Source organism: Pantoea sp. USMM079 (genome assembly GCF_037153115.1).
GTDB classification, from domain to species: domain Bacteria; phylum Pseudomonadota; class Gammaproteobacteria; order Enterobacterales; family Enterobacteriaceae; genus Pantoea; species Pantoea communis.
On record NZ_JBBCKX010000001.1, the window covers coordinates 570,583 to 584,473 of the forward strand.

The window sequence follows — 13,891 nt, forward strand, 5'->3', positions numbered from 1 at the left end:
CCGCCATTCAGGAGCAGGCAGATATAGAGTGGTAACATTTAATGCATCTCCTCCAGCCGCGCCGCTTTACGAGCTTCTTCAATGTCGGAAGCCTTCCCGGTTAAAACAGTTTTTAACCAAAACACACCTGTGGTTGCCACTTCCGCATCGGGGGCTGCATCCAGCGCCGCGCCTGCGACGCGAGCATGCTTAAGCAGGTGCAAAAGGGAACTACGAATGACGAGCACCGATTGTTCGCCATGCATAATATGAGTGATTTTCATTCGATCATTCCTGAGGATAACGGTGGGAGTAAAACGAAATCAGAGCGTGCGCATCAGCCACTCAGGGCGTTCGCCCTGGCCCAGATGGCAATCAAGTAACGTGAGTAAGCGCGGGTAGAACTTCAGCGCACGTTCTCCATCCATGGACAACACCTCTTCGCGGTTGAGCGAGCGCCAGTCCCAGACAGGATGCTCTTCACATCCCACTCGCAGTAATGAACCATTGGTGATCTGTATGTCATATATTTCGCCGGAGATAAGCCAAGTGCCTTCAGGTAACCGAGCCGACCTGAGACAGGCTCCACGAAGGTCGGTACTGAAAAGATCTGCCCCTCGCATGTCTGTGTAGCTGAGATCGGTTAAGGAAAACAGAGCTCCCCTTAACGAAGCACCGCTAAGTTGTGCTCCCCTGAGGATGGTTTTACGAAAATCACATCTGTGCAGACTGGCACCCCGCAGGTTAGCGTGGCTCAGGTCCGTGTTGAAAAAGTCACTGCCTGTAATGCTTGCCCTTTCAAGCTGAGCGCCGCGAAGATTCACCTGCGATAAATTAACGCCCTGTAAAATAAGCCGCTCACCTTCTGCGCCTTTCGACGTCAGCCAGCGGCGATGTGCCTCAAGATGAAGATTGAGATTTTCAGTGTGCATGTTGTTTTCCTGTCGGTAATCACGGAAAGGTAGGGTGTTAGCGGTGTGATTTAAGGGGTAAGCGTCGCCGAAGGTGGTGGTCATATTCAGCGTGACTCAACAACTCCCAGTGCTGTCCCTCGTCTTTGGAGAGAAGCCGCCAGTAGTGCGTAACGCTGATGGAGAGGTAACCGTGACGGAAGGTGCGCCTGGGGCGAATTTTCCCCTGACGCCACTGCCTCACCAGACAGAGTGCACGCATATAGACCCGCTGTGGGGCGCTTTGGTTTTTCATGGCTACTTCTCCATATCAGCTGCGCAGGCAGCGGCAATCTTTAGCGTGAAAGCCCATTCCACGCCCATGTTGAAATCTGAAAAAACTCTGACGACGTTCAGGCCACACAAGGTGAAGCGCCAGACGTTTCGAAAGCGGGTGAACATCATGAAGAACTCTCCAGAGACGCCTGGTCGATAACCATCAGCTATTAGTATGAGAATCAGTAACGTGTATCGGTCTGCGTACGCCTGATGAATAATCATGTGATGACGACATTCCGCATCAAGATTGGCTTTAATAACCCTTCTGCTCTGACACTCCGTGCGCTGGATGAGGCGATGGAAGGGCAGCAGTTCGTTCGTAAACGCGGAACGGAAGGGCAGTTTCGTTATTTTCAGGAATATGAATACGCAACGGACGATCACGATTACTGTCACGTCTGCGCGATGGCTTACAAGCAGGCCTGCAAAGTGAAAAGCTGCCCACTGGTGCTGGTGGAAGAAATCGCCGACAGGCATTGAAATATGAAGCGTGACTGATAGTCGGTGTCAGCGTTTAAGCGAATTCAGCACGGTTCGGGCCTCCTCCAGGTGCCATAAAACATTGGCATCCGAGAAGACGGGATAAGGAACGGGCCCGGAAGCCGGGCGTAATTCACATAATTCAAAACGCGAAACGGTGCTGTCCATGGCCTCAGGTTCTGTCACCCGGCAAAACTTCCCCCACCCAATCTGGCGGCCAAGTAACACCCAAAAGTCCTCATGGCCTTCCGCCTGAATAATGAACCCGTTGTGATGAAACAATGCGCAAAGCATTTTCATGGTGCCGCTCCTTTCGTTTGGGCTGGAATGATTGGTGATTATTTTGGCTACAGCGGGCGAAGAAGCTGGGTTTTGAGCCCAACTTGATTGTTAACTGTTTACCCGCTTAAGAAGCTGTGATGGCCGGGCCTGAAACCGTTGTAAACAGGACAGATAATCCATCCAGGTAGAGCAGGGTTTTGGTCAATCATCAATAAATTCAGAGCTTTGCTGAGACATCTCTTCCAGACGAAGAGAGATATCACAATGGAATTTTGCCAGGTAAATAAATACGCCAAGATAGTGTTGATGCAGCTCAGACGCGAACATTCTGATCCCGCGATAAGGCGTATGTCTTTGCACTGAGCGAAGGTATTTTGCAAACCGGATGTTCAGCTTCATCAACTGCGTGCTACCTGTAAGGGCAAAGTGCAGGTAACGCATTTTCAATTTCCATCCCAGCTTTCGCATACCGCAGGCGCGTTTAGTCATCTTGCCTTTCTCCATCAATCCGACATCTGAGAAAATGAGTAGGAAGTTGCCATCTGCTGCCTTGATGCTATTGAGTCAATTCGCGCGCATTTCTGATACGCAAAAAAAATCCCGCACGAGGCGGGAAAATGGAGCAGGCGCACAGGAACTTCTCTGGCACCGTTGCCCTAATGATTGGGCTTAGTGCTGCTTCTTTCTCTGGACAGGGGTCAGGGAGTGATTCTGACGAAACAGTTATAGCCTGATTGGCTATTCAGTTTCCTGACAAATTGAGTTGGCAGGATTAGTCGTACTGGCTCTCTTGTTGAATATCACATGAGCAACAATGCTCACGTAAATCCGGGTGATGCTCATATAGCGGCTCGGCGAATTCTCCCAGGGTTTTCTCAACAAACTGCTGTGTTTTTTCAAGATAGTCATTGAACTCCTTCTCACTGATTTCATCTTTTTTGCGATAGGCGTACAGATAGGTAACTGACTCGATCAGTTCACGTGTAATGGTCTGGACGGTCTGAGTGAGGCGTACAGCGGCTTCGCGGTGTTGCATAGTGCACTCCGAAGGGTGATGCCACGAATGGCGGGTTATAGGGGGCCGCTGAAAGCAGCGGCAAATCATCAAAATCAAAAGCGCTATGTGCTCGGGATGAACGGCTATCGCGCCGTTACCTTTACAGCCGGTTTCGAAGGTGAACCCGGAAGATGGTCAGACAGGAGTGTTGATCGTTGTTTTTGGGGTTTATCCTTCCCGAAGCAGCTTCGGCGGGCATCTCGAATGAGTATGAGTTCGCCATCAACCGCATTGGGGTGAAACTCTTTGATGTGTTTATAAGGGATTAAGGGATTGAAGATACGGCCACAGATCGGACATCTAAGGTATTGCTTCTTCATAAAACCTCCTTCAACAAAGGAAATGGCACGGACGAATGCCATCTCATTTGTCGAGAAGAAGGTGGGTTTTGCCACTTCGGGGTCTCGCGCTAGTGCACTCCCCCCGCCCGACAGTATGCTGTGCCGTTCAGCTTAGCTAACAATAGTGCCACTAATATATTTAGTCAATAGTGATACTTATAAAGTTGATTTTTTTTTCGCGTGAGGTTTTGATCAGGTAGTTAAGTTAAGCTAACCACCTGATTATAATTGGAATTTACTTGGGGGTAGAGTTGAAGACAGTATCTGCCCATATGGCATGAACAACTTTCCCAATGATTTGAACAGAATGGTCACATTTAAGTGTACGATAAGCCGGATTTAGTGGAACTAGGTAACTCTCTCCTGCATCGCGATCATATTTTTTGAAGGTTAACTCATCATAATTAGATAGTGCTGAAACGCAAAAATTCCCTGCAGTGACCCTCTCAGTAGGGTCGACAAGTATTAAAACGCCCTCTGGAAAGCTTGGTTTTACACCCTGTGGGGCAGTCATTGAGTGCCCAGATACTTTTAGCCAAAAGGATCGTTCACTGGCCTGATGAGCTGTAGTCACATACTGCTCTGTGTGACCCACATAGCCTAATTTGACCAAACGAAGAATTTGTTCAACATCATATAGAGGATATTTATTCACCTCATTGATTTTAAATTGGTTTTTATCCCTTTCAGCAATTCGAACAGGGTGTAGTAGTGAAGCGATCGCAGGATCTATAGTTTCGGGGGGAACTTCAAGAAGCTCCGCAAACTTAAGCACATTCTCTATATTTAAAGGTATTTTTCCATTCAAAAATTGGCTGATAGCTGCTTGAGTGCTAAAGCCCAATTTCCCAGCCGCAACTTCTTGGCTTAAACCAAGTAGTTTTTTCTTCTCATTCCAAACCGTTTTCAAACGATCTGCTTTGAGTTTGTCTTCATCAGTGAGTAAGTTTTTCTTTTTCATTGCTTATTTTTATTCGCAGCACTAATAATTTGCAAATAGCTGCGCTATTGAAAATCATAATCAGTAGCACTAATATTGGTGGGTAATGATTTGGAGCGCACAATGAAGCTGGAACAATATTTGGAGCAATATCACGTAAGGCAGGCTGATTTTGCAAAATCTGTCGGGGTCAGCCAAGGCTATGTTAGTCAGGTCCTAAGCGGCAAATACAAGCCAAAGGGAAAAAATGCTATCCGTTGGTCTGCGGCAACTCATTGGCTTGTAACCCCCCATGAGCTCAACAGCGATGATTATCCGAATGAAAAAGATGGATTACCAATGGATTAAGCATGGACAGTTCTATATCAAAGACTGTCTTTTGAAGACAGCATAGCTTTTGATGATTTAAAACCTTACTCAATAATTTCAAATCAAGCAGGAGACATTAATAAGTGGAATCAGCAAAAACACGCAAGATCGACAGATTCACTATAACAAGTCGTCATCTGCTTGCCTCCGCACACAAAGCGCTTATCAAAACGCGTCAGACTGAAGTAGCTCGCCGCCTAAACGTGGCCGATTCCACTATCCTTAGGCGCACTGAGAAGTACCCTGAGATCATGGAGACCCTGGCAGCAAGTGGGGTAGAGGACTTTGTTTTAAATGGGGAGATGAAGGTGCCACTCGAGCAGTACCGGTGGCTACTCACTGTGGCCATCCAGTTTGCCGAGTTCGAGCTGGAACGCACCAAAGAGAAAACCCCGGACTGCAGCAACAGTACCGGGGTTTAGTGCAGAACAGCTTAGCTTTGACTTAAGCCAAATCTATTATGCCGGGTGGCTCCGGCAGTGTAAACCTCACCAAAATTTGAGAGGCCGAAGCATGTCACGCCTGAGCATCAATCTCTCTTCATCTTTGAAGAACCATCCACGTGTCAATCAACTCGCCGCTTTCATTGAGAATCCACCAGACGGCGGCGAAGGATTGAAGATCACTTTTGGCAAACATCAGTCTCCACTGATCACCCGAAGTATTTCGCGCGCGGTAGCCATTGCCTCACTGATAACCATCTGGACGACGGCTATTGAGTATGGGTCTGATGGTGTCTTTGAAAATGCAGAACTGAACTATCTGGACATGCTGGCTGATTATCCCGGTTTCGGTAAGGCCATGGTGGCAGCAGGGCTTGCCCATTATGACAAGAAGGCCAAGCGGATTACGCTCTTTGGGCTGAATGAAACGGCACAGGAAGGTGCAGTAAAAAAGTCCCCGGGCGCTCTTCGACAGCAGCGTTACAGGCGGAGCCTGAAGATCAAGAGCTTAATCATAAAGGGTATTACGGCAGTCTTGGGCGAGCCTGGAAAAGACGGGACCTATAAATATGATTCTTCATCGGTTAGAACGTGTGTGAAGAAAAATGAAGATGGGGAAGTTGTTAGCTGTGGCACTGTGGAAATGGGAGGAAAAACGATGATAGTCAGTTGCCTTTCGTCACAGCAAAATTCGCGTTGCTCCCCAAGCAGAAAGCAGAATGTCACTCTCGATCATTCAGGCGTCACGCAGGGCGTAACGGACACCGTAACGCTAAGTGATTCTGGCGTCACGCAGGGCGTAACGGATCGCGTAACGCTTAGTGATTCAGGCGTCATTCAGGGCGTAACGGAGACCGTAACGCCCGGTAATTCTGGCATCACCCGAGGCGTAACGGACACCGTAACGCTCAGTGATTTGGGCGTCACGCAGGGCGTAACAGACACCGTAACGCTCGATGGTTCAGGCGTCACGGACCGCTTCACGCCGGGTATTCGCGAGAACGCGGGATCGGGTTTCCCCTCGCGTGTTATACCTTCGCGCGCGCACACCCGTTTTTGTTTTTTAAGATCTAAATATATAAATAAAATATTAAATAAAACACACACCGCGCGCGAGGTTATCCACAGCCCTGCGGAATTTTTTAAACCCAAAATCACTACAGGTTCATCCACGCCGCTGGCAACTCAAACCCACCAAAGCACTGACAAGCCTCTGGCAGAAATTCTCCACTGCCCGACGTCATCCCGGTTCAATGCGTTGTTCAACGTGACGCAGAGCGTGACGCTTTGGCGCAAGGGAAGCGAGGCCATCTGTGTTAGCCGCGACACCCCGCCATCTGGTTCGCGGCGTGGTCAGTGTCAGAGCCAAACCGCAGGGAAATTCGCTATGGCGGCAGGATGGCAACCTTCGGGGGAATTTGTGAACATCGCCAGGCAATGCGGGCATGAACTGTCAGATGAACCGTCACCCGCAGAAATTGCCGAATTCATCACATACTGGTCGGAAGAGGGCGTTGAGCACACGCAACGGCAGTGGGAAAACAAACTGGCCCGCTGTATTGCGAAAGGGCGAAAGCGACTGCCCCGGCAGAAGGGCAAACGGCAGGACTTCACCGTCGTCTCTAGCATGGACTACGCCATACCTGAGGGGTTCTGGGGTGGGTAGGGTGGTTGTGGGGTACATGTGAGACCGCTACGGATTGATATTTGCCCATCGAGGGAAGGTCAGCTGTGAGCGCAGGCTGTGTTAAAGCTCTGATTGCTGACAGAAGGTCACGCGTTTAGACGATATCTAAGAAAATTTGCATAGATAATGATGCAAATTTTACGTAAAAGCGCTGGCGTCGGCCTCTTTTGCGTCTAGATCCCAAGCTTAAATGGTTTTCACACAGCCTGAGCGAAGAACGGACATACTGCTGCTTTTTGAAAGGGTCTTTAATCTGTCTTATCTCAAAAATAGCTAGCTATATCATCCCGAGTTTAGGCTTAATAAAAAACCGGGATCAAGACATCTGCTCTAAAACTCGGCTGATATTTGCAACCAGATATTCCTGATTAACAGGCTCTTGGGTAATCAGCATTCTGAACCAGACGGGCGCAATAAGCGTTTCAAGTATGATTCTCCGCTGCCCCTCGTAGCCACTTTCACCGCGCAGTACTGCCTGCTCGAACATCACCTCTGCCTGATGAAACCTTTGCTCCCAGACATCCCGAATTGCAGATTCAACCATACCGTCACCCGACGAGGTCGCGCTGATAGCGCCTTGTACTAACTTTCTGCCTTCTGATGAAGAAAGCATGGTGGTTATCCTCTGCAAAAAAGCATACAAATCAAGTGCCAGACTGCCACTGTCAGGGATTGTGACCATGTTTTCAGCTACACTTCTGAACACATCAGCAATCAATCTCGCTCTGTGAGGCCATCGACGATAGACCGTCGAAGCATTCACCCCGGCAAGATGCGCCACGTTGCGGTGAGATAATGCATTTGCCCCTTGTTCCATGAGTATCTGCTGGGCAGCCTGCAACACCGCCTCCCTGACTTTCGCACTGCGTCCACCCGTTCTCTCTTTTACTGCGTCGAGTGATTCTTTTTCTTCAGGTGTTGCTCTCATCATGATCAAAGCCTAAGATTTAATGCAACACTTGTTGCTTTAAGAGAATGACATGAAAATACATTGCCTGCAAACCGGAGATGTCCAGATAAAAAGCCGGCATCAACTGGCACGTTACAAGGCTCGTCCTGCACGGGTAGTTGATGTTTTGACAGACAAAGATTGGAGTCCTCGCCTCCCGATTGGTTGCTGGCTTATTGAACATCCGGAAGGGCTTATCTTAGTGGATACTGGCGAAAGCTCACACACGAATGATCCCGGGTATCAGCCCTGGTGGCACCCATTTATGCAGAAGTGCGAAAGAAGATGGGTTAAACCTGAAGAAGAAGTTAATTCTAGAATTCAGTCGATTGGACTCAATCCCCGGGATGTCAGATGGGTAATAATGACGCACATGCATGGCGATCATGCAGGAGGAATCGGTCACTTTCCTGACAGTGAGATTATCCTGAGCCAAAAAGAAGCGCATGATGCTCTCGCATGGAATGGGCCAGTACAAGGTTTCCTTAACATGCATTACCCAAAATGGTTTAAACCCACCACCACCACACATGATGACGGTCCGTTTGAGAGTTTTGAAAGAAGTATGGCAGTAACAAACGACGGCACAGTAAGAATAGTTCCCACGCCAGGACATACCCTTGGCCACCAGTCAGTAGTTGTAGATGCAGGCGCTCACTATGTATTGATCGCTGGAGATGCTTCGTACCACGAAAGCTATATGCTGGAAGGTCACATTGATGGTGTCGCAGTTGATGCAAAGTTACATCATGACTCAACCCGCAGAATGCGCGAGCTATGTATACGTAAACCAACCATTACCCAGTTTGCCCATGATCTTGATAGTGCAAAAAGGCTCGAACAGAAAATATTCACCATTCCCCGCAAATAGTTGATCTCTCATGTGGCTCTGTTCCAAAAATGCAGATGCCACAAGGGCATGTCCGCTATTGGCACAGGCTGTGTGAAAACTCTGATTGCTGACAGAAGGTCACGCGTTTAGAAAATTTGCATAGAAAGATGATGCAGATCTTACGTAAAAGCGCTGGCGTCGGCCTCTTTTGCGTTCATGTCCCAAGCTTAAATCGTTTTTACACAGCCTGGGCACAGAGCCCAGGGACAGCAGTGAGCGATCTATAGTCATTCTTACCATGAGAATTACACTCTGATGTGATTCAGGGTATGCGCTTGCTGGTTACGAATATTGAGCGAGAAGCAGTGATAATCGCCGCTTTTCTTGCGAACCAATAGGTAAGCTCAGATGCTTTTATACTTGCCTAAGTGAAACTCACAAAATAATTTATCCTTTGCCTCTTTTTTACCACGGAACTAACCCTTTGACGATTGAAACTCAATTACTTGCTAATGAGATACGCCAAATCCTTAGCGCAGTAGTACGCAATGTTCGAGTCGCAACTGGCACTGTACGAACTTCGCAGCTTGAAACATTAGACCTAATTGATACTCATCAAGCACTTTCAATCAGTGACTTGGCTCGTCTGAGGGGGGTAAAACATCAAAGTATGCGTTTAGTAATAAACGAGCTTGAGCATCAAGGGTTGGTTCAGCGGCAAATCAGCCTCTCTGATGCCCGAGTACAGTTGATTGTACTGAGTGAAAGCGCACGAGAAATGCTTGATGATGCTCGGGCGCTGCGCACTGAGTATATTGATAATCGGATCATCAATAAGTTAGATAAGATAGAATATGAAGATCTTAGAAAAGGTATGGCAGTACTGCGTAAGCTGCTTTAACTTTGTTTTAGTTGGTTCACCACATGCCCTAACGTGTTGAGTCCCCAATGCTCAACGTATTGACCTCCAACAATGCGGACCATATCAATAACGGTGATAGAAACACTTTTGCCAGTAGCAGGCACGCCAAGCAACTCGCCTTTGTGCACTCCTGTTAAAGTTTTGCGCGTGGTTACCCAATCGCACTCTGCTATCTGAAGCTCAATATTCACCTTCAAATCAGCGAGTGCAGGTCTGAGGATATTTTCAAAAGTATGCCATAAACTTTCTCGGTCTCTGACTGCGTCTAATGGTGCAGAGCGATTGACAAAATTTTCCGCAACCAATTTCTCAAAGGCCTCGCGATTGCCTTCTTCTATCACCCGCTTGTTAAAATCCTGCACCACTATTTTGTTCTGATCAATCATAATCGGCCCTCGAAAATATACAGTTAGACTGTATATATAACTTAGGTAAATCTTGAGGATTAGGCATGTTGTGCGCAGACTCACGAGCAGTTGGCCCCGACTTGACCTGCTTACTGTGAATTAGAGCAGGTTGTGTTTGATGTGCTCCCACTGGTTAATGTAGATAGAATGTTAGCAATGTCCGCTCCTGGCACAGGGCTGCTGTTGCAGCCCTGACAACCTTAGACTTCAATCGATTCAGAGATCTCTAACGCATCATCGACTTCAATGCCCAGATAACGGACTGTGCTTTCCAGTTTCTTATGGCCTAACAGAAGTTGGATCACCCGAAGATTCTTGGTTTTCTTGTAGATCAGGTAAGGTTTTGTTCTTCTCATGGAATGTGTGCTGTAAAGCGAATCTTCGAGACCAAGCTTTTCTACCCACCCATGAAAGAGTCGGTTGTATTGTCGGGTTGATATGTGCTGATTAGTTCCGACCCGAGACCGGAACAAGAAGTCTTTACTGTGCAAATTGCCAAGCTTTATCAATGCAGCAACAGCTTCTCTTGTTCCTTTGGTTATCTCAAATTGCACAGGACTACCGGTTTTCTGTTGCAACACCGTTGCTTTGCTTGAAACCAAGCTACCATATGCCACATCAGATACTTTGAGTTTGACCAGATCACAGCCTCGAAGCTTACTGTCCAGGGCCATATTGAACAGAGCTAAAGCGCGCGTTTTACCTTCCAGTTCAAGCCGGATTCGGATCCCCCAGATATGAGATATCTGAAGTGGTCTTTTTTGGCCAATGATACGGTCTTTGTTCCACGGTGACGTGTTCATACTCAAATCTCCTGCAATGTGGGAGATTTGAGTATGGTTATCCCTTATGAGCGAGGAGCGGACGCCCACACAGCGTAAACAGGCATCCGATAATATGAAGTGAATAGATTACTTAACCCGCTTCCCCGTTTCGTCAATAACCTTCTCGCCATCCTCTTTGGTAAAAGCGCCTTTCTGACCTTCAGGTAGAATATCCAGCACAATTTCTGAGGGGCGGCAAAGACGTGTACCAAGCGGCGTCACGACTACAGGTCGGTTGATCAGAATTGGGTGCTGAAGCATAAAATCTATCAACTCCCCGTCAGTGAATTTGTCTTCATCAAGCCCCAGCTGTTCATAAGGCTCAACGTTCTTACGCAGCAAGGCGTGTACTGTCATTCCCATATCTGAAATAAGCTTAATCAGCTCATCGCGGGTCGGAGGCGTATCGAGATAGTAAATTATGGTCGGTTCGTTACCGCTGTTACGGATCATCTCCAGCGTGTTACGTGAGGTGCCACAGGCAGGATTGTGATAGATAGTAATGTTACTCATTTCAATATCTCATTACAAAGTGACAGAGAGCCGCCATGCCAGCGCGGCCAGGGTGACGAACAGCACGGGCAGAGTCAAAATTATGCCGGTGCGGAAGTAATATCCCCATGTAATGGTCATACTTTTCTGTGCCAGTACATGAAGCCACAGTAGGGTAGCGAGACTGCCAATCGGGGTGATTTTCGGGCCTAAATCGCAACCAATTACGTTGGCATAAATCATTGCCTCTTTGACGACGCCGGTCGCCGAACTTCCGTCAATTGACAGCGCGCCAATCAGCACCGTCGGCATATTATTCATCACTGATGAGAGAAATGCTGTCAGGAAGCCGCTGCCGAACGTCGCTGCCCACAACCCCTTGTCTGCCAGCAGGTTCAGCACGCCAGACAGGTACTCCGTGAGCCCAGCATTGCGCAGGCCATAGACCACCAGGTACATGCCCAACGAGAAAATAACGATTTGCCAGGGTGCACCGCGCAGGACTTTCCCTGTATTGATGGCATGGCTTCTTTTCGCCACCGCAAATAGCACTGCTGCGCCAGCAGCCGCTATCGCACTGACCGGGATCCCCAGCGGTTCCAGAACAAAGAAACCGACAAGCAGCAATAAAAGGGTAATCCAGCCCGCCCTGAAGGTTGCCGAATCCTTTATTGCACTGGCGGGCGTTTTTAGCAGCGAGACGTCATATGTCGCCGGAATATTCCTGCGAAAGAAAAGATGCAGCATGACCAGCGTGGCCGCAATCGCTGCCACATCCACGGGGATCATCACAGAGGCGTACTGCGTAAAGCCCAGACCGAAGAAGTCAGCCGAGACGATATTCACCAGGTTAGAAACAATGAGCGGCAGGCTGGCCGTATCTGCGATAAATCCTGCGGCCATGACAAAGGCCAGAGTCGTGCCCTGGCTGAATCCCAGTGCGAGCAGCATCGCAATCACAATCGGCGTCAGTATGAGTGCTGCACCGTCATTGGCAAACAACGCAGCAACAGCAGCACCGAGCAATATTATCCAAGTAAACAGCAGGCGACCACGCCCATTACCCCAGCGGGAGACATGCAGTGCAGCCCATTCAAAGAAGCCCGACTCATCGAGCAGCAGGCTGATAATGATCACCGCAATAAATGTTGCAGTCGCGTTCCACACAATATTCCAGACAACGGGAATGTCAGCGATATGGATCACACCGGTTACCAGAGCCAGCGCAGCCCCGATACTCGCGCTCCAGCCAATACTCAGGCCTCTGGGTTGCCAGATCACCAGTACCAGCGTCAGTAAAAATATACTCCCCGCCAAAAGCATTTCAGGCTCCATTATATATGATTATGTAAATGTGTCCCTGCTTCAGCAGGAGGTGCAGGCTGATTTGTCCAGCCATTCACGAACATCATCCCGCAGACACAGCCAGGATGCCGTGATTGTCTCCGCTGCCCACGCCGGTATGTGTGGTGACAGGCGATAATGGATCCATTTGCCTTCGCGGCGGTCAAGAACTAGTTCAGCCTCGCGAAGTATGGCCATATGTCGCGAGATTTTTGGCTGCGATTGGGAGGTGGCCGCACAGATATCGCAGACGCACAGTTCACCGGCCTCGCGGAGAAGCATGACAATGGCGAGCCGTGTTTCATCCGACAGGATTTTGAAAAGCTGAACAGGTTGTAGCATTTTTCACTCCGTTCCCTTTAGAATACATATATGGTAAATCATATGTATACATTTTGAAATCACCTGTTCTCTCCGGAGGAGAAAGATGGAACAATTTCCTGCTCTGAACATTAAATGTTTTGATCAAGACATCGCTGAACGCCTCCACCTGCAGGAGCCGCCACGGATTTTGATCCTGTATGGCTCTGTAAGGGAGCGCTCCTACAGCCGCTTTGCCGCGGAGGAAGCAGGTCGCCTGCTGACGGCGATGGGCGCGGAGGTGAAACTCTTTAACCCCTCCGGTTTACCCCTGCCAGATGATGCGCCGGACACGAACCCTAAAGTCACCGAGCTGCGCGGTCTGGTCAGATGGTGTGACGGGATGGTGTGGAGTTCCCCGGAAAGGCATGGGGCGATGAGCGCGGTTATGAAGGCACAAATCGACTGGATACCCCTAAGTGAAGGCGCGGTTCGTCCTTCTCAGGGCAAGACACTTGCAGTAATGCAGGTTTGCGGCGGTTCTCAGTCATTTAATGCGGTGAACCAGATGCGCATTCTGGGCCGGTGGATGCGGATGTTCACTATCCCCAACCAGTCCTCTGTGGCGAAAGCCTGGCAGGAATTTGATGAGAACGGACGCATGAAACCCTCGTCCTGGTACGATCGTATCGTCGATGTTGCCGAGGAACTATTTAAAATTACGCTGCTGCTCAAGGGGCAAACCAGTTACCTTGCAGATCGTTACAGCGAGCGAAAAGAGAGCTATAAAGAGCTTTCATCCCGTGTGAACCAGGAAAAAATTTAACTTACCTTTCTTCATGAATTAAAACTGCATGAGCTCAACAACGTCCGCTTTTGGTAAGGAGCGGATGTGCCGGCAAGCGAAGGGCGGATTTGAGCGAAAAGCAGAAGTTACTCATTGTTGTAACGAACACTGAAATTGCCATATCTCGGAGCGAGATATTGGCCCCCCATATTTCAGTGAGAAGCTGC

At 48.7% G+C, this 13,891-nt stretch carries 20 protein-coding genes; 6 read left to right on the top strand and 14 right to left on the bottom strand.

Going from position 1 to position 13,891, the window contains the following annotated elements; translation table 11 throughout:
• Window positions 1-38: 38 nt before the first annotated feature.
• Genes WFP70_RS02700 through WFP70_RS02715 form a run of 4 tightly spaced genes read right to left on the bottom strand, consistent with a single transcriptional unit; the run spans window position 39 to window position 1,334 of the window.
• Window positions 39-263 (bottom strand): hypothetical protein, encoded by a 225-nt coding sequence (locus WFP70_RS02700; protein WP_337022495.1) that lies wholly within the window; start codon window positions 261-263, stop codon window positions 39-41.
• Between the two features lie 39 nt (window positions 264-302).
• Window positions 303-911, bottom strand: a complete 609-nt coding sequence (locus tag WFP70_RS02705; protein WP_337022496.1) for a pentapeptide repeat-containing protein — start codon at window positions 909-911, stop codon at window positions 303-305.
• Between the two features lie 37 nt (window positions 912-948).
• Entirely contained in the window at window positions 949-1,185 is a 237-nt protein-coding gene (locus WFP70_RS02710; protein ID WP_337022497.1) for a ParE family toxin-like protein, read from the bottom strand.
• Window positions 1,186-1,187: 2 nt separating this feature from the next.
• Window positions 1,188-1,334, bottom strand: a complete 147-nt coding sequence (locus WFP70_RS02715; RefSeq protein ID WP_337022498.1) for a hypothetical protein — start codon at window positions 1,332-1,334, stop codon at window positions 1,188-1,190.
• Between the two features lie 99 nt (window positions 1,335-1,433).
• On the opposite strand from WFP70_RS02715, the gene WFP70_RS02720 reads away from it, so the two are divergent.
• A complete protein-coding gene (locus tag WFP70_RS02720) occupies window positions 1,434-1,688 on the top strand; it encodes a hypothetical protein (RefSeq protein ID WP_337022727.1) in 255 nt (84 codons plus the stop codon).
• A 27-nt stretch (window positions 1,689-1,715) separates the two neighbouring features.
• Here the strand turns inward: WFP70_RS02720 and WFP70_RS02725 are convergent, their stop codons facing one another.
• From WFP70_RS02725 to WFP70_RS02740, 4 genes are all read right to left on the bottom strand, one after another.
• A complete protein-coding gene (locus WFP70_RS02725) occupies window positions 1,716-1,988 on the bottom strand; it encodes a hypothetical protein (RefSeq protein ID WP_337022499.1) in 273 nt (90 codons plus the stop codon).
• Between the two features lie 183 nt (window positions 1,989-2,171).
• Entirely contained in the window at window positions 2,172-2,459 is a 288-nt protein-coding gene (locus WFP70_RS02730) for a hypothetical protein (RefSeq protein ID WP_337022500.1), read from the bottom strand.
• Window positions 2,460-2,742: 283 nt separating this feature from the next.
• Window positions 2,743-3,006, bottom strand: a complete 264-nt coding sequence (locus WFP70_RS02735; RefSeq protein WP_337022501.1) for a hypothetical protein — start codon at window positions 3,004-3,006, stop codon at window positions 2,743-2,745.
• Between the two features lie 597 nt (window positions 3,007-3,603).
• Window positions 3,604-4,329 (bottom strand): LexA family transcriptional regulator, encoded by a 726-nt coding sequence (locus WFP70_RS02740; protein ID WP_337022502.1) that lies wholly within the window; start codon window positions 4,327-4,329, stop codon window positions 3,604-3,606.
• Between the two features lie 102 nt (window positions 4,330-4,431).
• Between WFP70_RS02740 and WFP70_RS02745 the strand changes: the two genes are divergently transcribed.
• Window positions 4,432-4,656: a helix-turn-helix transcriptional regulator gene (locus WFP70_RS02745; RefSeq protein WP_337022503.1), complete on the top strand. Its 225-nt coding sequence runs from the start codon at window positions 4,432-4,434 to the stop codon at window positions 4,654-4,656.
• Window positions 4,657-5,190: 534 nt separating this feature from the next.
• Complete coding sequence (locus WFP70_RS02750) at window positions 5,191-6,786, top strand: DnaT-like ssDNA-binding domain-containing protein (protein ID WP_337022504.1); 1,596 nt, start codon at window positions 5,191-5,193, stop codon at window positions 6,784-6,786.
• 337 nt (window positions 6,787-7,123) lie between these two features.
• On the opposite strand, the gene WFP70_RS02755 is transcribed toward WFP70_RS02750, so the two are convergent.
• On the bottom strand, window positions 7,124-7,738 hold the full coding sequence (locus tag WFP70_RS02755; protein WP_337022505.1) for a TetR/AcrR family transcriptional regulator: 615 nt from the start codon (window positions 7,736-7,738) through the stop codon (window positions 7,124-7,126).
• A gap of 49 nt (window positions 7,739-7,787) precedes the next feature.
• Here WFP70_RS02755 and WFP70_RS02760 point away from each other — a divergent pair, with 49 nt between their 5' ends.
• Window positions 7,788-8,627 (top strand): N-acyl homoserine lactonase family protein, encoded by an 840-nt coding sequence (locus tag WFP70_RS02760; RefSeq protein WP_337022506.1) that lies wholly within the window; start codon window positions 7,788-7,790, stop codon window positions 8,625-8,627.
• 445 nt (window positions 8,628-9,072) lie between these two features.
• The gene (locus tag WFP70_RS02765) at window positions 9,073-9,489 is read left to right on the top strand and encodes a MarR family winged helix-turn-helix transcriptional regulator (RefSeq protein WP_337022507.1); all 417 of its coding nucleotides are present in this window, start codon (window positions 9,073-9,075) and stop codon (window positions 9,487-9,489) included.
• Here WFP70_RS02765 and WFP70_RS02770 read toward each other — a convergent pair.
• The 5 genes from WFP70_RS02770 to WFP70_RS02790 form a co-directional block, all read right to left on the bottom strand.
• Window positions 9,486-9,896: an ester cyclase gene (locus WFP70_RS02770; protein WP_337022508.1), complete on the bottom strand. Its 411-nt coding sequence runs from the start codon at window positions 9,894-9,896 to the stop codon at window positions 9,486-9,488. The genes WFP70_RS02765 and WFP70_RS02770 overlap by 4 nt on opposite strands.
• 221 nt (window positions 9,897-10,117) lie before the next feature.
• Window positions 10,118-10,720 (bottom strand): site-specific integrase, encoded by a 603-nt coding sequence (locus WFP70_RS02775; protein ID WP_337022509.1) that lies wholly within the window; start codon window positions 10,718-10,720, stop codon window positions 10,118-10,120.
• Between the two features lie 108 nt (window positions 10,721-10,828).
• Window positions 10,829-11,254 carry a glutaredoxin-dependent arsenate reductase gene (gene arsC / locus WFP70_RS02780; protein ID WP_337022510.1) on the bottom strand — a complete coding sequence of 142 codons (426 nt, stop codon included), beginning with the start codon at window positions 11,252-11,254 and terminating at the stop codon, window positions 10,829-10,831.
• A 12-nt stretch (window positions 11,255-11,266) separates the two neighbouring features.
• Window positions 11,267-12,556: an arsenic transporter gene (locus tag WFP70_RS02785; RefSeq protein WP_337022511.1), complete on the bottom strand. Its 1,290-nt coding sequence runs from the start codon at window positions 12,554-12,556 to the stop codon at window positions 11,267-11,269.
• 42 nt (window positions 12,557-12,598) lie between these two features.
• Window positions 12,599-12,919 carry a transcriptional regulator gene (locus WFP70_RS02790; protein WP_337022512.1) on the bottom strand — a complete coding sequence of 107 codons (321 nt, stop codon included), beginning with the start codon at window positions 12,917-12,919 and terminating at the stop codon, window positions 12,599-12,601.
• An 85-nt stretch (window positions 12,920-13,004) separates the two neighbouring features.
• Here WFP70_RS02790 and arsH point away from each other — a divergent pair, with 85 nt between their 5' ends.
• Window positions 13,005-13,703, top strand: coding sequence for an arsenical resistance protein ArsH (gene arsH, locus WFP70_RS02795; protein WP_337022513.1), 699 nt, complete (start codon window positions 13,005-13,007; stop codon window positions 13,701-13,703).
• Window positions 13,704-13,891 lie beyond the last annotated feature (188 nt).